15 protein-coding genes are annotated in these 20,733 nt (G+C 61.7%); 3 read left to right on the forward strand and 12 right to left on the reverse strand.

Features of this window, described 5'->3' with window-relative positions:
- Positions 1-28 precede the first annotated feature (28 nt).
- Entirely contained in the window at positions 29-2,641 is a 2,613-nt protein-coding gene (locus KF886_15250; GenBank protein MBX3178714.1) for a circularly permuted type 2 ATP-grasp protein, read from the forward strand.
- Between the two features lie 10 nt (positions 2,642-2,651).
- Positions 2,652-3,533, forward strand: coding sequence for a transglutaminase family protein (locus KF886_15255; protein ID MBX3178715.1), 882 nt, complete (start codon positions 2,652-2,654; stop codon positions 3,531-3,533).
- Between the two features lie 16 nt (positions 3,534-3,549).
- Here KF886_15255 and KF886_15260 read toward each other — a convergent pair whose 3' ends face one another.
- The 10 genes from KF886_15260 to KF886_15305 form a co-directional block, all read right to left on the reverse strand.
- On the reverse strand, positions 3,550-4,446 hold the full coding sequence (locus tag KF886_15260; GenBank protein MBX3178716.1) for a hypothetical protein: 897 nt from the start codon (positions 4,444-4,446) through the stop codon (positions 3,550-3,552).
- 31 nt (positions 4,447-4,477) lie between these two features.
- Positions 4,478-5,857, reverse strand: a complete 1,380-nt coding sequence (locus KF886_15265) for an MBL fold metallo-hydrolase (GenBank protein ID MBX3178717.1) — start codon at positions 5,855-5,857, stop codon at positions 4,478-4,480.
- Positions 5,854-6,432 (reverse strand): hypothetical protein, encoded by a 579-nt coding sequence (locus KF886_15270; GenBank protein MBX3178718.1) that lies wholly within the window; start codon positions 6,430-6,432, stop codon positions 5,854-5,856. The genes KF886_15265 and KF886_15270 overlap by 4 nt, the downstream gene beginning before the upstream one ends.
- Before the next feature lie 20 nt (positions 6,433-6,452).
- Positions 6,453-8,117 carry a DNA repair protein RecN gene (gene recN, locus KF886_15275; GenBank protein ID MBX3178719.1) on the reverse strand — a complete coding sequence of 555 codons (1,665 nt, stop codon included), beginning with the start codon at positions 8,115-8,117 and terminating at the stop codon, positions 6,453-6,455.
- Positions 8,111-8,866, reverse strand: a complete 756-nt coding sequence (locus KF886_15280; GenBank protein ID MBX3178720.1) for a TlyA family RNA methyltransferase — start codon at positions 8,864-8,866, stop codon at positions 8,111-8,113. The genes recN and KF886_15280 overlap by 7 nt, the downstream gene beginning before the upstream one ends.
- A 500-nt stretch (positions 8,867-9,366) precedes the next feature.
- The gene (locus KF886_15285; protein ID MBX3178721.1) at positions 9,367-9,552 is read right to left on the reverse strand and encodes a type II toxin-antitoxin system HicA family toxin; all 186 of its coding nucleotides are present in this window, start codon (positions 9,550-9,552) and stop codon (positions 9,367-9,369) included.
- Positions 9,549-9,755: a type II toxin-antitoxin system HicB family antitoxin gene (locus KF886_15290; protein ID MBX3178722.1), complete on the reverse strand. Its 207-nt coding sequence runs from the start codon at positions 9,753-9,755 to the stop codon at positions 9,549-9,551. Before KF886_15290 ends, KF886_15285 begins: the two co-directional genes overlap by 4 nt.
- 122 nt (positions 9,756-9,877) lie before the next feature.
- On the reverse strand, positions 9,878-10,909 hold the full coding sequence (locus KF886_15295) for a Fic family protein (GenBank protein MBX3178723.1): 1,032 nt from the start codon (positions 10,907-10,909) through the stop codon (positions 9,878-9,880).
- Between the two features lie 1,276 nt (positions 10,910-12,185).
- Complete coding sequence (locus KF886_15300) at positions 12,186-14,495, reverse strand: ATP-binding protein (protein ID MBX3178724.1); 2,310 nt, start codon at positions 14,493-14,495, stop codon at positions 12,186-12,188.
- On the reverse strand, positions 14,492-15,976 hold the full coding sequence (locus KF886_15305; protein MBX3178725.1) for a metallophosphoesterase: 1,485 nt from the start codon (positions 15,974-15,976) through the stop codon (positions 14,492-14,494). The genes KF886_15300 and KF886_15305 overlap by 4 nt, the downstream gene beginning before the upstream one ends.
- Before the next feature lie 167 nt (positions 15,977-16,143).
- Here KF886_15305 and KF886_15310 point away from each other — a divergent pair, with 167 nt between their 5' ends.
- Positions 16,144-17,178, forward strand: coding sequence for a hypothetical protein (locus KF886_15310; GenBank protein MBX3178726.1), 1,035 nt, complete (start codon positions 16,144-16,146; stop codon positions 17,176-17,178).
- 510 nt (positions 17,179-17,688) lie between these two features.
- Here the strand turns inward: KF886_15310 and KF886_15315 are convergent.
- Positions 17,689-19,095 carry a Gfo/Idh/MocA family oxidoreductase gene (locus KF886_15315; GenBank protein ID MBX3178727.1) on the reverse strand — a complete coding sequence of 469 codons (1,407 nt, stop codon included), beginning with the start codon at positions 19,093-19,095 and terminating at the stop codon, positions 17,689-17,691.
- Positions 19,096-19,264: 169 nt separating this feature from the next.
- Positions 19,265-20,626 (reverse strand): Gfo/Idh/MocA family oxidoreductase, encoded by a 1,362-nt coding sequence (locus KF886_15320; protein MBX3178728.1) that lies wholly within the window; start codon positions 20,624-20,626, stop codon positions 19,265-19,267.
- Between the last annotated feature and the right edge of the window lie 107 nt (positions 20,627-20,733).

The following is a 20,733-nucleotide window of genomic DNA, read 5'->3' on the forward strand; positions in this document are numbered from 1 at the left end:
CCCGGAACCAGGAACGAAACTACCGTTGATGTATCAGAGCCAAATGAGCCAGGCGAATCCGCCCTCGGGGACCCTCCATGACCTGTTGTCGAACTACAGCACCGTCGCCGGTCCGAATGACGAACTGTTGGATCCCCAGGGCACGGTGCGCCCGCACTGGCAATGGATTACGGAGTCGCTGGGCAGCCTGAACGCCGGGGGACTGGCGGAGTGCCGGCGCCAGGCGGAGGAGATGGTTCGGCAACACGGGGTGGTCTACAATGTCTACAGCGATGCGAAGGGCATGGATCGTCCCTGGGCGCTGGACATGCTGCCGGTGGTGCTGCCCGCGGCGGAGTGGGCGCACATCGAGCGGGGCGTGAAGCAGCGGCTTCACCTGATGAACGCGATGCTGCGCGATCTCTATGGTCCTCAGAAGTTGCTTGCGGATGGGGTGCTGCCGCACGCCTTCACGCAGGCCAACCCGAAATTCCACCGGGCCTGCCATGGCATCGCGCCCTCGCGGCACGGCCACATCGCCCGATACGCCGTGGATCTGGTGCGTTCGCCCGATGGGCAGTGGAAAGTCTACAGCGATCGCACCCAGGCCCCCTCGGGCGCGGGCTATGCGCTCGAGAACCGGATCGTGATGGCGCAGACCTTTCCGAACCTGTTTTCGGAGGGCAGGGTCGAGCGCCTGGCGGACTTTTTCGAAAGCTTCCGCAACACCTTGCGCGCGATGGCGCCCGGCAACACGCCCGACCCGACGGTGGTGCTCCATACGCCCGGCCCGTTCAATGAGGTCTATTTCGAGCACGTCTACCTGGCGCGCTACCTGGGGGTGACCTTGCTGGAGGGCGCGGATCTCACGGTTCGCGACAACCATGTGTATTTGAAGACCATCGAAGGGCTCAAGCGGGTCGACGTATTGCTCCGCCGGATCGACGATGAATTCAGCGACCCGCTGGAACTTCGCAAGGATTCGACGCTCGGTATTGCGGGGCTGCTTCAGGCCGTCCGGAGTGGCAATGTTGCGGTATGCAACGCCGTGGGGAGCGGCCTGCTGGAAGTGCCGGCGCTGTCGTCGGTTCTTCCCGATGTTGCCCGCCGGACGGCAGGCGAGGATCTCATCCTCGATTCCGTCCCGTCGCGCTGGGGGGCGCGCGAGGAAGACCGTGCCTGGATGGAGGCAAACTTCGATGGGTTGCGGCTCATGCCGGCCTTCGGCGGGATGTATGAGACGCCTGTGTCCGGCCAGATGCAGGCGCCGGACCGGGCCGCGCTCCGCGCCCACTGGCGCGAGCGGCCCTACGACTGGGTGCACGTCGATCCCGTCGTACCGTCCACGGTTCCGGTTTTCGCGAACGATCAACTCGTCGCCAACAATCTCGTGCTTCGCGTGTATGCCATCGGCGGGGATACGGCGGACTCGATACGGGTGTTGCCGGGCGGCCTGGCGCGCTTCAGCACGCGGGGCGACGTGTTCGACATTTCGATGCAGCAGGGCTGCGGGAGCAAGGATGTCTGGGTATTGGCCGAGACGGAAACGTCGTTTCGGAGTCTCCTGCAGGATCGGGGCACGCCGCTGACAATCCGCCGCTCTCCGAGCAACCTTTCGAGCCGCCTGGCGGAGAATCTGCTGTGGCTCGGGCGCTATTGCGAGCGGGCGGAAGCAACCGTCCGTTACCTGCGACACCTGCTGGCGCGCTGTGCGGATGAAAAAGGCTACCGCGGGATGGGCGAATTGCGCGAACTCCTTCGCGCCGCGCCGATGGGCCTGTTTACGGAACATGCGGGCGCGCAACTGTCCGCCGCGTGGTCCCGGCATTCCGGCGAAGTGGGGGACACCTACGAGTGGCTCCGCTCGCTCGACCGCGTCCAGGATGTGGTCTTTGACGCGATTTTCAACGGCGAACAACCCGATACGGTTGCGAGCAATATATCGGCCATCCGGCGCACGGCCTGGGTGGTGCGGGAGCGCTTTTCGGAGGATGACTGGCGCATTCTGAACAGTTTTACGCTCGAATTCATGCAGTTGAAGGACCGATCCCTACGGCCCGGCCTGGGTGAGGTGCTGTATGCGCTGAACAACCTGATTCGGGGATTCGCCGCGCTGAGCGGTCTGTTGCGCGAAAACATGACGCGCGAGTCGGGCCAGGTCTTCCTGGATCTCGGCCTCCGCCTGGAACGCGTCAACCACACGGCGCATGTGGTCGTGCAGACGCTGGAGCGGACCTCGGACCACGAAGAGGCGCTGCTGCAATCGCTGCTCTCGATCTGCGACAGCCCGATGACCTACCGCGCGCGGTATGGGTCGGTGTTTCAGGCGGCGCCGGTGATTGACCTGCTCGTCTGCGACGACACCAATCCACGTTCCGTGGCCTACCAGGTTCACCGCATCATCAAGCATATCAAGTGGTTGCCGGCCTCGCGCGGATCCGGGCTCTTCAACGAGGAAGAACGCATCATCGAGCGCCTCAACACCGAGATACGCACCGCGGACGCCAACCGCCTGGCGCGTCCCGCGCGCGACGGCGAACGGCGCGCCCTGCTGGCATTGCTGGTCCGGTTTCAGCGCGAACTGCCGCGCTTCGCGGACCTGCTGGAACAGCGCTACTTCATTCACACGGCGCCGGCCCGCCCGCTCGACGACTTCCGGTGAAGGCGCTCGGATGAAATACCGGATCAGCCACACATCGCGCTACGACTATGCCGGTTCGGTACCCATCGGCTACAACCGCGCCTACCTCACACCGCGGAACTGCGCCACGCAGGAATGCCTGCGCACCCAACTGGAAATTAAACCGGCGCCGGCCGTGTTCGGCCAGCGCACGCGGGACTACTACGGGAACGAGGTGATTTTTTTCACCGTGCAGGAGCAACACAGCGTACTGGAAGTCACGGCGCGCAGCGAGGTGCGGTTGACTCCCCTCCTCACGCCGGAACCGGGCGCAACGCCACCCTGGGAAAGCGTGGCCGAGGCCATGTCGCGGCCCGTCGATAGCGAGGCCCGCGATGCGGCCCAGTTCACATACCCGTCGGAACCGGCCCCCGTATCGAACGCGCTCCGTGACTATGCCCTGCTATCCTTCACGCCGGGAATGCCGGTGCTGGCGGCCGCGCTGGAACTCACGCACCGCATTTACTCCGAATTCGCCTATGACCCAACCGCCACAACGGTTACCACGCCGGTGGCGGAGATCCTCGAAAAGCGCGCCGGGGTCTGCCAGGACTTCGCGCACCTGCAGATCGGTTGCCTGCGCGCGCTGGGTCTGCCCGCGCGTTACATCAGCGGCTACATCGCGCCGCGGCACGTTGGATCGGGCGAGGCCTATATCGGCGCCCAGGCCTCGCACGCGTGGCTTTCGCTATTCACACCCGGCGCGGGTTGGGTCGACCTGGACCCCACGAACGACATGGTGGCCTCCACGGAACACATCACGATAGCCTGGGGCCGGAACTACGATGAAGTCAGCCCCATCCGCGGCGTCATCCTGGGCGGCGGAAGCCAGAAGCTGGCCGTGGATGTGCAGGTCAGCCGCGTCTCGGAGTAGCGGCGCGGTTTCCCGGTCAATCGCCGCCGAAGAGCCACTTGGCGATGAAGAGGAGGAGCAGCGCGAAGATGACCCACTTGCCGATCACCTTGGCGCGCTCGGTGGGGTCGCCCTGGTTGAAGCGCTCCTGATCGGCCTTGACGTAGTCCTGGGCTCTGCCCATCAGGTTTCGGGAGGCGGCGCCGGCCTTTCCGACGGCCTCCTTCACGTCCTCGCGCTCGCTGAAGGCCTTTGCCTTTTCCTTTGCTTCCTGGCCGAGATGCGCCGCGCGGTCTTTGGCCGATTGCACTTCCCGGCGCTGGCCAAGCTCGCGGGCCTTGCGCGCGGTCACGGCGCCGATGGCCTTCGCGGTGGCCTTGAGCTCCTTCGCCTTCTCGCTTTCTCGGAATTCGCGCGCCTTTTCCGCCGCCTTCCGGCCCGCCTCCGCAGCCAGCTCGCGCGCGCGCCGCACCTCCTCGCGTTCGCTCAAATCCCGCCAGGTGTCCGCCATTTCCTCTTTGGCGATGCGAAACTGCGACTGGAAGGAGGATTCTCCCCGATGTTCGGACCCGGTGTCGACCGCGATGCCGCAATACGGACACGCCGGCTCGTCGTCGCGGTGGCGCAGGCCACACTGGGCGCAGGCGGGGTGCCGTCCGTCCTCGAAGGATTCGAGCCCTTCGAGGGACGAGCCGCAGCGGGCTTCGTAGCGGGCGGCTTCCTCAAAGTCCGGGCGCTCGGCGAGCGCGGCCTCAAAAAGATAGCGCGCGGTGGCGTTGTCGATGCCGAAAAACGCGCGCCCGAGCACATAATGGAGTTCCGGCGCGGGGGCTTCCACATCGCCCAGAATGTAGGGGCGCAGGGCGTCCCGGGCCTCGGGGATCTGGCCCGCTTCGATCTGCTGGAGGATTTGTTTGAGGCCTTCATGCTGCATGGCAACGGCTTTCCCTGGTTTGGCCCGCGTATTACACCTCGACCGTTTCGCCTTGCTTCTGAATGGTGACGTTCTTCACGCCCTCCTCGATCAAGGCGTCCTTGAGGGCTTCCTGGCCTTCCGGTTCGCCGTGCACGAGGAGGATATGCTCCGCGCTCTCTTTGAAACGCGCGCCAAATTCGATTAATTCCTTACGGCCCGCGTGCGCGCTGAATTCGTTCATCACTTTCACCTGCGCGTTCAGTTCGTGCTCCATCCCGAAGATGCGAATGGTGCGGCTGCGCTCGACTATCCGGCGTCCCAGCGTATTCTTCGCCTGGAAGCCGATAATCATGATCGTGTTCTTGGGGTTGGTGCAGTGGTTCTTCAGGTGGTGCAGGATCCGGCCGTGCTCGCACATGCCCGCCGCGGAAATGATAACAGCCGGGCCTTCGAATTTGTTGATCGCCATGGACTCCTCCACGGCGCGGATATAACGGATTTTTTTGGTGAGGAAGGGGTCGCCATTCTCCATCATCACCTTCCGGAATTCCGCGTCAAACGACTCGGTGTGAAGGCGAAACACCTCGGTGATGTTGACGGTGAGGGGGCTGTCCACGAAAACGGGCAGTTCGGGGATGGCGCCCTTCAGTTCGAGGCGCTTCAGGGCGTAGACGAGTTCCTGGGCGCGTTCCAGGGCGAAGGAAGGCACCACGAGCTTGCCGCCGCGGCCGGCGGTCTCGTTGATGATGCCGGCGAGTTTGCCCTCCATTTTTTCCATGGGGTCGTGGTCGCGGTTGCCGTAGGTGCTTTCCATCATCACCGCGTCGGCGGGTCCCGGTTCCCACGGATCCGAAAGAATGGCCATGTTCCTGCGCCCGATGTCGCCGCTGAAGAGGAAGCGGCGCCGCTTGCTGTTCTCCTCGTATTCAAGCTCCACCATGGCGGAGCCGAGGACGTGCCCGGCGTCGTGGAAGGTCATGAAGACACCGGGAATGACCGGGAAGCGGACCTCGTAGGGGATGGAGACAAAACGCTGCATGATCGCGCGCGCGTCGTCTTCGCTGTAGAGCGGCGGCACGAAGGTCATGTGCTTTTTCGAGAGCCATTCCGCGTCGCGCTTCTGTATGCGGGCGCTGTCCTGCAACATGATGGAGCAGAGGTCGCGCGTCGCGGGGGTGGCGTAGATCACGCCGCGGTACCCGAATTTCGCGAGCATGGGGAGGAGGCCGCTGTGGTCGATGTGCGCGTGGCTGAGTATCACGGCGTTAATCCGGTCCACATCGAATCCAAGGTGACGGTTCTTCTCGTCGGAATCTTTCCGGCGGCCCTGGAACATGCCGCAATCGATCAGGATCCGCGCGCCGTTGATCTCGATCTGGTGCTTGCTGCCAGTGACTTCTTCCGCGCCGCCAAAAGATGTGATTTTCACAGGGAGGCCTCCCGTTGCCGTACTACCGGCGGGTTTTCTCTAAAGGACTGAACGCAGCGCCGGACGAGGCGCTCCGGGTCGTCGTCAAATACAATTCGCGAGCCCGTCGGTTTTTTGATTACGGGCAGGAAATCGTCCACATGATCGGCCACGCCGCCCGTTCCCGTGAGCACGCCGATGAGGCGGCCCTCGTCATAGGCGATGGCGAATTCCCCGAGCGTGCCGGAGCGCCCGCCGGCGATAATCACGATGTCGCAGCTGCGGATGCCCGTGACCTCGCGGCCCATGAGCCCGCTGCCGGTGTAGATGAGCACATCGAGGTGGTCGGTCGGGGATCCGTAGCGCCCCACGTGTTCGTCGTAACTGATGGCGGGGGAGATCCCTATCGTCAGGCCGCCGGCTTCCTTGCAGCCGATGACGGCGTGATGCGGCAGGCCCGGGCAGCCGCCGGTAAGGATGGCGCAGCCCTCCTCCGCGATCGCGCGCCCGAGCAGGCGGCACTTCGCCACGAGCAGGTCACCCATCTCGCCCCCGGCGGAACCCATGACGCCGACTTTGATCCGGGCGACCTCCATGACATCTCCTTTTCGTGACTTCAGGCCGTTGTGGCCAGCAACTCCCGGGCGTGTTCGAGGCTGACTTTGGAGACGGAACCGTCCAGCAACCGGGCAATCTCTTTCTCCCGCGAATCGCCCGCAATCGGCTTGACGTCCGTGCGGGTGCGGCCATTGCTCGTCGCCTTTGCGACGGTGAAATGGGCATCGCCGGCGGCGGCGATCTGCGCCAGGTGCGTGATGCTCAGGACCTGGTGGGACGCCGCGATCGCGCGCATCTTCTTCGCCACCATCCGCGCCACGTCTCCGCCAATGCCGGCGTCCACCTCGTCGAAGATGAGGGAGGGTATTGTGTCGGCCTTGGCAAGGACGGTCTTGATCGCGAGCATAATCCGGGAGATTTCGCCGCCGGACGCGACCTGTTTCAGCGGCTGCATGGGTTCGCCGGGATTCGCGGCAAGCTGGAACACGGCGCGGTCGAAGCCGCTCAGACTCATTTCGATCGCCTGCAAATGCGCCTCGAAACGCGCGCCCTTCATGCCCAAATCCTGAAGCGATGTCGTGACCTCTTTGGCGAGCTTCTTCGCGGCTTTCTGGCGCGCCGCGCTGAGCTTTGCTCCCGCCGCCGTGATTCGCGCGCGCAGCCCCGCCGCCTCCTCCCGCAGCGCCGCCAATTGTTCGTCCCGGTTCTCGTAGCCGTCCAGTTCCGCGGCGGCCCGACCGCGGTAGGCCAGGATTTCCTCCACCGTCGCGCCGTATTTTCGCTTCAGGGCGCCGATCTGCGCATTGCGCCGGTTCAGGGCGTTCAATTCTTCCGGGTCGAATTCAAGTTCTTCGGTATAGCCGCGCAATTCCGACGCGATCGCCTCGACCGAGGCCAGGGCCTCGGCGAGCTGGGCCGACAGCGGCGCAAAACGCTCGTCAATCGCCGCCAGCTCCTCCAGATCCCGGCTCGACGCGCCCAATTGGTCAATCGCGGCGCCGTCCTCGCGCTCATAGAGCAGCGCATAGGCCCGCCGGGCCGTTTCGAAGATGGATTCCGCATTGGTAATGAGATTGATGCGCGCCTTGAGGGCCTCATCCTCGCCCGGTTCAAGCGCGGCCTCGTCGATCTCGTTCACTTCAAAGCGCAGAAACTCCATCTGGCGTGTGCGGTCGCGATCATCGCTCTCAAGCGCCTCGATGCGCCGCTCCAGCGCGCGGAAGGCTTCCACCTGCTCCCGCATTGCGGCGGCCTCGGCTTCGGTCCCGCCGTAGGCGTCCAGCAGGTCCAGTTGCCGGTCGGGTTTCAAGAGGGACTGGTGATCGTGCTGCCCGTGTACGTCCACGAGTTCGTCCCCGATATCCGAGAGCACCGAAATCGGCGTCATGACGCCGTTGATATAGGCTTTGCTTCGGCCGTCGGCGCCGATGGTGCGGGCGAGGTGCAGTTCGGGGCCGTCCAGGTCAATATCGTACTGTTTTAAAAGGGCCTTCAGGCGGCGCCCGGGCTTATCGATCAGGAAGATGGCGTCGATCTGGACCTTGTCCGCGCCCTGCCGGAGCACGTCGCCGGAGGCCCGGGTTCCGAGCACCAGGTTCAGGGCGCCGATCAGGATGGACTTGCCCGCGCCGGTTTCGCCGGTGAGCACGTTCAGCCCCTGCTCGAAATCGATCTCGACGGTGTCGATCAGGGCGTAGTTTTGGACGCGGAGGGTGGCTAGCATGGCGCGGCCTCGGGGCGTTCGAATTGGTGCAGATGGGCCAGGAATTCACGGTTGCCCGCGGGCCCGAGCAGGGGGGAGGGGATCACGTCCACCGATTGAAAGCCCAGATCGTGCGCCATGAAGCGGACGTCCTCGACGACCTGCCGCCGGACGGCCTCGTCGCGGACGACCCCGCCTTTTCCCACCTGATCCTTGCCCGCCTCAAACTGGGGCTTGATGAGGACGATGCCCTCGGGGGCATCGCCCAGTAGGGGGACCAGCGGCGGAACAACGAGCTTCAGGGAGATGAAGGAGCAGTCCGTCACAAAACGGGAGGGGGGCTCGCCCAGCATGTCCCGGGTGAGGTTGCGCGCGTTGCACCGCTCCATGACGACGACGCGGGGGTCTTGTCGGAGTGGCCAGGCGAGCTGTCCGTAGCCCACATCGACCGCGTAGACCATCCGGGCGCCCCGCTGGAGGCAGCAATCCGTGAAACCGCCGGTGGAGGCGCCGAGATCGATGCAGACCCGGTCTTGAACCGAAAACGGGAAGGCGTCGAAGGCGGCGGCCAGCTTTTCTCCGCCCCGGCTCACAAAACGGGGCTGCTCGCGGATGTCGAGCGGCGACGCGATCTCCATGCGCAGGCCGGGCTTGTCCAGCCGGTTGCCCGCGCCATCGAATACCTGCCCGGTCTGAATGAGCCCCTGGGCCTTGGAGCGGGAAACCCCCGCCTGTTGCTGTACCAGGATGTCGAGTCGTTCTTTCGCCATATATCCGCTTATGGAAACGTCCAGCAATTGGTGGTGCTATCCCGATTATACGCGATCCCGGCGCGGGGTAGACAAGCGCGGCCGAGTCGTTGATGAGACGGGGGTATGGCGGGGTCCGACCCGGTTGGCCCGACGTTGGATAGTGGCCCCGGCAGGGATTCACACCATGGTATTTCGAGTTCTCGTTTTCCCGGCAAGTTTTGCCGGTTTGGTAACATTTTAGCCGCCTGAAGCAGCAACGCGCGGAAACAGCACGAACGGACTGTTAATATACGAGGAAGCGCGGTAGGACGAGCGCATGACATGTCGTGATCGATGTGTACTTGAAGAGGCGCGGGTCCCCAATGCTTTCCGCTCCTTGGTACGCTTGGATCTTATTTCAAACTACTTACGTCAATTTATTTCCCGAGCTCCCTTTGCCGCGGACATGAATGGCTGCGATCCTGCATGCCCCGGCCAAGCAACACCGCATCGTCGCCAACGTCGACGACCTCACAACCCTATGCGAGGATGCGCGCCAGCATTCGAGGTCCGATTTCTTCGCGGTCATGAAAGCCAAACACGAAGTCGGGGAATCCCTCTCTTGCGAGGGTGCGATGGGAACCGGAAACGCGCTTCTCTGTCCATCCAATTCGTTTGAGGGCGGAGAGAACGCGGCTGGCCCGGGTGGCTGGCCAGGCGCTCATGCCGCGGTAAACGAGATCTGGATCGGTTCCACCGGATGCTCGCCCGCCTCGATGCGCTCGGCCATGACGCGGAGCGCGAGGGCCTCGGCGAGCGCGATGGCTTGCTCGCGGGTGGCGGCATACTTCAGCACACCGGGAAGCTCGCGCACTTCGGCGATCCAGCGTCCGTCTTCTTCGCATTCTGTTTCAATATTGAATTGCATGGTGCGCTCCTCCGGGGGCGGCATCGTTTCTTGTAGTATACACGAGCCGTATGCGGCGAGCGCGGTGAGCCGTCGGAGGGGCGACCGTATGGGCGGAAGGTGTTGGAGTAAACCCAGCACGTTCACTCTTTTTCCGCGCTGCATGAAAGAACGTCCCGCAGCACATACCGCCCGCTCTTTTTTCCGCCGACCTTCTCGACGAGGCCGGCGTCCAGCAGCGGATTGAGCAGGTCCATTGCGCCCTGGCGCGAGACGCCGAGGGCCGCCCACAATTCCTTCGGCGCCATGCTTCCGTGGTCGCGGAGCAGGTGCAGGAGTTCCTCCTGGCGCGGGCGCAGCACGAGCCGTTCGCCGGGCGTTATCTGGAAGGTCTGGATTCGAAGCCAGGCCCGTTCGAGGGTCTGCCGCAGGCCCGCCGCGCAGTATTCTATCCACGCACTCAGGTCGTCCTCCTGGCGGGGCACGGCGTCCAGCGCGGCGTAGTACGCCGGCCGGTTTTCCCAGAAGTATTCGTCGACCGCGAAAATGTGGTGGGTATCGAAACCGCGGCGGTAGAGATCCCAAAGGGCCAGCGCCCGGCCCGTCCGGCCGTTGCCGTCCGCAAAGGGATGAATCGCTTCGAAACGATAGTGGAGGATGGCGGAGGAGAGCACGGGCGAGAGTTCGCGTGAAGGGCCGTTCCACCATTCGAGGAGTTCCGACATCAGCCCGGAAACCAGCTTCGGCGGCGGGGGCACATACCGGCCCACCTGAACGGAAATTGTTCGATAGCGGCCCGATTCCCCCTGATCCATCACCTCGCCCGCGAGAATCTGGTGCAGGGCCAGGACGTCGTCCTGGCGGATGGGGTCGCGCATCGCGTTTTGTTCGATGTGGCGCAGCCCAGCGAAATAGTTCAACACCTCGCGCCTGGCTCGTTCCGACGGATCCGAAAGTTCGCGACCTTCCTCCAGCGCGCGCACCTGGACGAGGGTCAGCGGATTCCCCTCGATAGCGGTCGAGGCGTGGACATTGCGCGAACGCGCGTCCTTTTGCATCGCCGGAATCCACGGCATATCCACGGCGGCACTCAGAATGCGCGCCCGGAGATCCGCAATCCGCTCCACTTCGGAGAGCAGGCGCGGCGCGATGCTGAATTGTGGCAAATAGGCCATGACTCACCGTAGCAGTAAGTCAAGCATAAGTCAAGTTTTTGGTCAAGTGAGCCTTGTGGGAGACCGTCCAGGACCCTATTCATGCGCATGCTGCTGGAGGAGTACGTGGGGCGGACGCATGGGCGGAAGCAGGGGATTGTGACACGCGCCGCGGCCGGGTGGGGACTGCCTCCCGCGCCGCAATTACCGCCGCCGCGCAAGCGCGAACACCCGCCCCAATGTGCGGGTGGCTGTACCCCGGGGAAAACCTCGATAGCGGTCGAGCCGTGGACATTGCGCGAACGCGCGTCTTTTTGCATCGCGGGAATCCACGGCATATCCACGGCGGCGCTCAGAATGCGCGCGCGGAGATCCGCAATCCGCTCCACTTCGGAGAGAAGGGGCGGGGTGATGTTGAATTGTGGCAAATAGGCCATGACTCACGTACCCATAAGTCAAGCGTAAGTCAAGTCTTTGGTCAAGTGAGCCTTGTGGGAGACCGTCCAGGACCCTATTCATGCGCCGCCGGCTTAAGCGCATAAAATCCGACGCCGGCGCGCTGGATGTGGTCGCAGAGGGCATCGTTTTTCACCTCTCCCCAGAGAGTCTGGTCGACCTAGCAGGGGATGGGGAAGAGCTACTCGGGGACGAAGGAGGAACTGGCGAACCAGTTCCGGCGGCGGATGGGATGGAGGAATGTGTGGGGCGAGCCAGAGAACTTAAGTAAACCGAATTCCAAGGGAATGCTGCTGTCGCAGCAACTAACGCATAGTTCAATTTGAGGTTGCGGGACACTTCAAATATACACTCGATGCAAACAGGTCACAAAAAGACTAGGCACAAAGACAATACGAATGTGAGCAATCGAGTCGAATGACTAGCGACTATGACGACCTTGGTCGGAGTATTATGAAACCCGTGCATTCGGATCATATTGTCTGAAATCCCCTCGAATACCGAACCGACAAGATTTGATACAAGCACGCACCACCAAAGAATTGGAATTGGGCGTTCCCATCCCATGAAGAGGGCAAAAAGCGCGAAAAAGAAGGTGATGGCTGCAGTCAGCCCGTTCAAGTTATACACTTGCCACTCCTACAAGACCCGCCTTAGATCTCCACTTATCTCAGTGTCTATCCATTCAAACATTTTCAACTCAAAGCTTCAATTGTTAATCTAAAAACGAATCTAAGTCAATTTCTCCGAATAAGAGTTGGATCTCTGGTGAGAGAGAAGTCCCGGCTCATTGGAGGGCCGCAGAACGAACCGCCCGCCAAACCCGGAAGTAGGGCGATGACTAAGGTATTGTGTCGAACCGCACGTAAAACTCCTTCGGTACATCGCCAATCTGAAAGGCCAGTTCGAGGTCTGCGGGCACAGGGACGAAGATACGGTTGCTGGTCACGATAGTTGTTGTGGGAAACATCGCGCCGCCCGTTTGGTCGGTTTCCAGTGGGGCCCTGAGTTCTATGTCGTAATACAGGCTAAGTTCGCCAGTCGCATCCGTGAAGATATAGATTACCCTATGCGCACCCCAGATAATCTTTGTCGTATGCGGCCAGTGCAGGAACTCACCATCGCATTTCATCATGCGTTCGGAGAGAGCCAGGAACATCTGGAAATTATTGAGTTTGGGGTGCTGCGCCGAGACTGTAAGAACCTTCATGTCGCTCTGGAATCCGTCGCGCATAATCGGCGGAGCCGGCTCAATGCTATTCGCCAAGAAACTCGATTCATCACTGGCGATAATGTCTGGAAACTCACTCTCAACGCTGCCGACCTGATCTCGGCTGACCTGCTGCCGTTGCGTGGTACTGCGCCCCCGGGAAGTACGAAGAACTTCCGAAAATTCCACTTTTCCCGCGAGATAATCCGCAAGGAGCGGCTCGATCGCGCCGTAATCGCTATCTTGCAGGCGGAATAGTTCCTTCTGTTCTTTCAGTCGTCGGTAGAGCGCATCGCGACCTTGCTTTGTGGATGACGGTACGTGGTCGCGGATGTGCGGGTATAGATGTTCACGAACGAAATCCTTCATGAATCCGTCGAAGACTTCGCGCGACGTCAAGTAGCATTCGAGGACTATCTTTACTGGGTCAATGCTCCTGGCGATGGACAACTGTATCATTCCGTCATTCCTCTCGACATTGAACGACACACCGTGGCTAATGGTGGCGAACGCAGCATCGACATCGGGCATAAGGTAGTCATCAAGAAGTATCCCCCGAAGCCGCACAAGGAACATGGCCTCTTCCAAAGTCAATTCGCGATGGGGAATTCTATCTATGAGCGTGCTCTCCGGGACTTCCTCTAACCTAACGATTTGCGTGAGGTACCTCACTTGGAGCTTGCGCCGTGGATTTGCTTGGCTGACATGGAGCAAATTAGCCTGATCGCTGGCAAATCGATTAAGGATTGTCTGGTCTTGCCCCTTGTAATAGAACTTGCTCTTGTGGGGCTCGTATGCTGTGACTTCACCAAGAGAAATTGAAACCCCTTCAGGACGAACGGTAATCTTCACCTTCTCGGCAAGTGTGGTGAGATTGTGAGACATGACGTAACTTTGGAACTCTTGGTTGCCGTCAGCGGAATCGGTCCTAGCGATGTCAACGGACGCCTCGGCTTCGACCATCTCAACTATCGCGGCAACTTGCTGTACACTTTGGCGGCTAAGCGCTTCGCGTCCGGCCGTGGGAAGCAAAATATCGAGATTGACGAAGCCGCCCAGCCCGTAGTAACCCGAGACTGGAATAGGTGCGAGTCCAAACAAGTTGCGAAATCCATGAGTCGGCCCGCCCTGTTGCACAAGAAAGACTTCTCCATCAATCGGGCTGCCGTTCAATGAAATCTCCCTGAGCTGGACAAGCAGACGATGCTGTCCATTCAGCGAAACTTCAAGCGTTCCCGCGAGGTTGCCACGGGAGATTGAACGCGTTGAGACAATGGCATAGTTTGCTGCCCTGCTGGCCAGCGTGTCCGGGAAGCTCTGTTGGCTAATATTTCGACCGTTGACCGCTACCGGGACCGGGAGGAAACGAACGTACTGTTCGAGGTACTCGCAGACCCCGGCAGCGTCAATCGAGAACGATGGGTCTAGTTCCGCAATAATTAAGGTGCCGGATCCCCGGTCGTCAGAAATGCGCTCAAAGTCAATACAATCCTGTCCAATTTTGAGGTTATCGCGCCTAGCGCCGCTCACCAAAGTCACATCGGAGTTGATCGGTCGGGTTTCGACACGAAGATCTACACATACTCCGAAATTGGCCATTGCTCCGATCCCGAACGTGCCAATTACGCCGGAGCGCTGCGCGAGTTCGGACTTTTTACCGCTCGACCCGGCCTTCCAAAAATTGTTCCTGAGGACCTCTTCACTCATGCCGATTCCGTCATCGCGCACGGTCAACTTGCCCTCATTCACAGTGATCTCAATGTTTCGCTCGGCAGCTGGGATCTGTTCAACACAACAGCGCATAAGTATTGCATCGTATGCGTTCTGTACATTCTCCCTTAAGAAGGCTTTAGGGGAATCGTAGATCTCTGAAGTGAGAATCCTGAGAATCCTGCTGGTTTCCACCTCAAATGAGATACGTTCCTTTGTCTGATCGCTCATATCCTCACCTTTACAGCGTATTTGTTGCGCATTTCTATCACGGACGAATCCGTAGCTCCGCAGACCACTGGCAACTTGAGCACTTCGGCGAGGCGGGGCCGCAAGCCAAGCTCCCATAACGCATCCATGAGCGCAATCGTCTCAGCTGGGCCTTCCGGCGGATCGAAATTATCGACGACCGCCGACACGTCATGTAGTTGCTTGTAGCACTCAAGGAGCAGCCGGCGCGCGAGAGGATCCGCGTCATTGATCGCAAGCGGTGCCAATATGTCCGCCGCAGCTTGGAATTCTCCGGTGTTGTAGAGCGTCTGTGCGTTGTTCAACAGCATAGTGGTTCGATCAAGCCTGGCAAAGGGCTGAGGTGGCGAATCGAAAGTGAAATCGATGAAGCTTGTCCGGTTCGGCGGCAGAGAGCGGGGGCCGAAAATTGGCATATCCAATTTGTCATTCTGCATTTCCCGCAAATGAAGGCGTCCAGACCTAGCGGTCGGGTCGATCTCGATAATGTTGTAGGCGCGCCCGTGCCGGAAAGCTGCACCGCCACAAAGGGTGCCAGCACTGATGACGGTCATGCGCCGCTCTTGCACATGTCGGAACTTGATGTCGAGAAAGGCCGGCCGGTGTTGGTGCCCGTGAAATCCGAGACTGAAACCAATGTCAATCAGGTTCTGAAGGATTTCAGAATCCATATAGTCCGACGCAGTCGGTGATCCTTCCGTATTGTGGTGCCATACCGCGACGCGGATCGGTTCACGGGAGAGCGAAATATCGCGAAGCCAGGTGTCAGCCTCCGCTATACAGTCGGGGTGAATAGCGCCCTGACGGTTAAGCAAGTCGTTATTGTAACAGCTCGAGAACCCGACGACGGCGATACCGTAGTCGGGGTAGTCGAAGAAATCAAGCTGCCGAGTCGACTCCTTCCCATAATGTCGCTTACCTTCGTAGAATGCCTCGTAGAATTCACAAAACGCTGTAAGACGCTCGTCGTAGACGGTGGGGTCATCGATCTCGTAGAGAGCGAACTCCTCCCAACTCCAGCGAAACTTTGAGTTTGGGCGGAAGAGTTGGCCGACGAGAGCCCTTCGTGCATCCGGGTGGACTTCGCGTCTCTTAGTACTTCGGCGAAACACTTCATCGCTAACATCGTGGTTACCAGGGACGATCACGACGCGGTCTTTGTCACCATCGACGAATTCATCTGCGACAGTATTTAGAAAGGTGGTGGCTTCATCGTATTGGCGCTTGAGCAATACCTTCGCGTCAGCCGTATCGTGCTTGACTCCTTGGACGATATCACCGCTAACTATGACAAAGTTAGGCGCTGGGATTCTCGGATCCTCATTGGACGTATAATTGTCACGGTCCCGCATAAGCGTACTGAGCAGCACCTTATTGCTGATTGGATTACCAGGTTCACGGTGCAGATCGGATAAGTGAAGGATATTCAGCGTCTTTTCATTTGGCGTTGCCGTGTTCTGCATTGGTACCCCGTCCAAGTATAGTTCAGGTTAGATAATCCGCCTTACGTTCGTTACCGCGTTATTCTAAAAGATGCGGAACTACAATACCACGGTGATTGGCCCGTATTAAATCTCTCACCAGTGTTTAGAGTTCTCTTAATGGCCGCGTGGCGCGGGTGGAATCGGCGATGGCCCCGCAGCAATACGAAATTGCGGGCGCCGTGGAACAGGTGAACGTGGCGAAAGTGGTGCGGGAGACGGCGTTGAGCTATGCCGCGATGACCATCGATGTGCCGCGCATCGCGTTGGTTCCCCGGGGCGAGAGCGCGGGCCGCTATGTCGATTTTGATCTGGACTTGAAGACCATACGCCCGCAGCCGGTGGAGAGCGATCTCATTTCGCAGGGGCTGCACGACGCGAAACGATACAGCGTCAGCGGCGGCGACGGCATTGTTGAGGAGGAGCGGCTGGACGACTACCTGGTGCGCGGGCTGGCGGCGTTTGGCGACGTCAACTACGACGTGGATGCGCCCCTGCTGTACCGGCTGGCGGGGCAGATGGTGGCGCACCTGCGTTCGTACCTGAAAGACGACGACGAGGTGCACAACGTGCTCCAGTACCACCAGGCGCCGCTGGTGAAGCTCATCCACGCGCAGATGCAGGCGCATTACGAGGATATGACGGCGGAGTATGACGTGAAGGTGACGCGGGAGTTCACGACAATACGGGCCCTGCCGATAAAGGCGCCCGATGGCGAGGATGTGCGCGATTTTCGCCTGCCGGTGGAGGACAAGCAACGGATCCGCCGGATGGTCTTTGGCGGGTTCAGGAAATGCGTTTATCCGATGCAGCGCTTTGATGCGGACTCCGAGCGGCGGCTGGCGGTGGTGCTGGAGAATGACGATGCGGTGGAAAAGTGGGTCCGACTGAACAAGGGCGACATTCACATCCAATACGATCGCGAGGGGGCGTTGTACGTGCCGGATTTCGTGGTCGAAACGGGCGCGGCGAAGTATTTGTGCGAACCGAAGGCCGATAACGAGATGGGGGACGAGACGGTGCTTGCGAAGGCGCGGGCGGCGGCGGTGTGGTGCATGCAGGCGACGGCGCACGGGCAGGGCAATGGGGGCAAGCCGTGGCATTATCTGTTGATCCCGGATACGGCGATTCAGGAGAACAAGACGTTGCAGGGGCTGTCGGCGGCGCACCGGGTTGTGTCGTAGCGCCCGGTGCGCCAATTGGGCGTGCTTTGTCGCGGGCGGGCCGATGGTGCGCCGTGGCGGAAGCGCGGGCGATGCTTTAAGGGGGTTGATGGCGGATCGGGTTTCCCAGGCGCCGCTCGTGTGGGGTGGAATGGGTGGGGTCGGGGCGGCGTTGCTCCAGGCACACGAACGCGCCTCGGGCGCGATCGCGTGGCACGTTGGTTGTGGTGGATTGAAGGGGTGCGCGGTGTTGTGGGGGTGGTTGTTGCCGCGGGCAGGAATGCCCGCGATCCTGTCGATGGCGCGCCGCCGGCTGTTTTCACAGGGTTGGGCACCGTGGACGCGTGTCGGGAGAGCGCCGGTTCCGGGGGATATCGCATACGGGCGTGTCCGCGCCCCTGCGCGCCGGTCTTTCGTGGTTTGTGGGTGTTTGTATGCCCGCACCGCCAGGCAACACAATACGCGCTATAACAAATATGCCCCCGGCGCTGTTGGTCGCCGGGGGCTTTTCTTTGTGTTGTTTCGGGGGGATTAGCAGGGGAGCTCCCACTCCTTGCGGTATTCCTTGCTGATGAGGGCGGCGGCGTCTTTGTCGTTGGTTACCTGGCCCTTGATGTTGTCCCAGTGGAGCTTTTTGCCGGTGCGGACGGCGAGGTTGCCGAAGTTGACCATTTCGGTGAAGGGTCCGGAGTATTCGAAGCTTGAACCGGGGGCGGGGCCGCCCTTGATGCCGTCGATCCAGTTTTTGTAGTGGTTCCCGCCTTCGACGCGCGGGATGGTGGGCGCGGGGCGGGTGTAGTCCGCCATATTCACGGCGGGGAGCAGGCGGGACTCGCCGCCGTAGGTTCCGGTGGTGAGGATGCCGCCGGAGCCGATGTAGAGCGAGCCGTTGCCGCCGTCGCCGATTTTTTCATCGGCGGGGACGCCTTCGGGGCGCGGGGGCAGGTTGTAGATCTTCTCGCCGGAGGCGGGGTCGACTTTGAAGCCGTCGTACCAGAAGACATCGACGGGTTTCATGCCGGCGCGCGCGGGGAAGCTGTACTTAACGATGGAGGAGGTGGGCGGTGATTCGGGGGTGCTTCCCTCCTGGGCGATCAACTCGACGGTGTAATACGCGGCCTCATTGAGCTTGAGGGCGCGGTAGGCGGGGTCCATGATATGGCAGGCCATGTCGCCGAGGGCGCCGCAGCCGAAATCCCACCAGCCGCGCCAGTTGAAGGGGGCGTAGCCCTCGTTGTATTCGCGCAGGGGGGCGGGGCCGATCCAGAGGTCCCAGTCCATGGTTTCGGGGATGGGCTGCGCGGGCAGCGCGGCGGCCATGCCCTGGGGCCAGATGGGACGGTTGGTCCAGGTGTATACGGTCTGCACGTCGCCGATGGCGCCGTCCCAAAGCATTTCGCAAAGTTCGCGGACGCCGTCGCCGGAGTTGCCCTGGTTGCCCATCTGGGTGATAACGCCGGTCTCTTTGGCGAGATTGGTGAGGAGGCGCGCCTCGGCGACAGTGTGGGTGAGGGGTTTCTGAACGTAGACGTGTTTGCCCATGCTCATGGCGAGGTAGGCGGCCGGGGCGTGGGTGTGATCGGGGGTGGAGATGGTGATGGCGTCGATTTCCGGCATTTCTTCGAGCATTTTCCGGAAATCTTTGTACTGCTTCGCGTTGGGGAGCTTGTAGAAAGCTTCGCCGGCGCGGTTCCAGTCGACATCGCAGAGGGCGACGACGTTCTCGCCGAGCTTGTGGCAGTCCATGATATCGCCGAGGCCCTTGCCACCGGCTCCGATGGAGGCCACGTTGAGCTTTTCGTTGGGGGAGTATTTCTTGGGGACGACGCGGGCGGTGTTGGGGGCCGCGCTCTGGGTGGTTGCGCAGCCGCCGAGGGCGGCCGCGGTGGTGGTGGTGGCGGCCAGGAAGGCGCGCCGGGATAGCTTGGACTGATTCATGGAACGGTTTCCTCGTTGCGAAAGACACGTGCGGGGTAGGGGGCTCCCACCGCCCCGATACATCGTAGTATGGTAGCGCAACGGGCGGGAATAATCCATTCGGCGGGTGGACGGAGTGGACGCAGTGGGCGCAGTGTTGATGGAGGTGGCGGGTTTTGTTTCCGGCGGTTCAGGGGTCCACGGGGAGCGTCCATCCGTTCTGGTATTCTTTGGAGAGGAGGGCCTGGGCGGCGGGGTTGTTCAGGACGGCGCCGTTGGCGAAGTCGTATTTGACCTTCTCCCCCACTCTGAGCGCGATGTTCCCGACGAGGATCATCTCGGTGAAGGGTGCGGCGTAGTCGAAGCTGGAGCAGGCCGGGTCGCCGCCTTTGCAGGCCTCGATCCAGTTGCGGTAGTGTGAGCCGCTTACGCGGGGGAGGATTTCCGGGGGCAGGGTGTAGCGCTCCATGCGGGCTGCGGGGAGCAGGCTGGTGGTTGTGCCGTAGGTCCCCGTGCCGAGGACGCCGGCGGTCCCGATGAGGAAGGAGCCGCCGTCTTTGTCGCCGAGCCGCTCGCCGTTGGGGACGCCGGGCGGGCGCTGTGGCAGCTTGCCGCCGTCGTGCCAGTAGAGGTCGACCGGGGGCATGCCGGCGCGTTCGGGGAAGCTGAATTTGAGTACGCAGGCGGCGGGGGTCTGCACGTCGCTGCCTCCCTCGGCGAGGACGGGTTCGACGGTGAAGGCGGCAGCCTCGCCGAGCTTCAGGGCCCAGTAGGGGGCGTCGAGGACGTGGCAGGCCATGTCGCCGAGGGCGCCGCAGCCGTAGTCCCACCAGACGCGCCATTTATTGGGGTGGAGGATTTCGCTGTAGGGCCTGCGGGGGCCGCAGCCGAGCCAGAGGTCCCAATCGAGCTGCTCCGGGACTGGTTCGCCGGATTCCAGGGCGGCGGGGTCGCGGTGCCAGCGGCGTCCGGGGCGGTCGGTCCAGGCGTGGGCTTCGCGGACCTCGCCGATTTCGCCGGACCAGAGAATCTCGCAGAAGCGCCGCGCGCCGGCACTGGAGTGGCCCTGGTTGCCCATCTGCGTGACGACGCCGGTTTCTGCGGCGGTGCGGGCGAGGAGGCGCGCTTCCATGGGCGTGTGGGCGAGTGGTTTCTGGACGTAGACGTGCTTGCCGAGCTTCATGGCGGTGTAGGTGGCGGGGGCGTGCATGAAATCGGGCGTGGAGATGGTCACGGCGTCGATCTCGGGCATGGCCTCCAGCATTTCGCGGAAATCAATGAAGCGCCGGGCGTCGGGCAGGCGGTAGAAGGCCTCTTCGGCGCGCTTCCAGTCCACGTCGCAGAGGGCGACAACGTTTTCCTTGCGGCAGTTCATGATGTCGGTCAGGCCCTGGCCACCGACGCCGATGGCGGCGACGTTGAGCTTCTCGTTGGGCGATAGCTTGCGGGGGACGACGCGGGCATCGTTGGCGCGGGCCGTGGTGGCGGCGAGGAGCGCGGTGGTGGTGGTTGCGGCGAGGAAGGCGCGGCGGGTGAGGGTGTCGTGTATCATGGCGTTGGGCTCCTGTTGCGCTTGTCTTCGGGGCAGTGTATTCGACGGGGCGTGGGGAGGTTCAAGTTTCGGGAGACGCGCGGGACAACAGGGACAGCAGGGACGAC

This window comes from Candidatus Hydrogenedentota bacterium (genome assembly GCA_019637335.1).
Taxonomy (GTDB): Bacteria; Hydrogenedentota; Hydrogenedentia; order Hydrogenedentales; family JAEUWI01; genus JAEUWI01.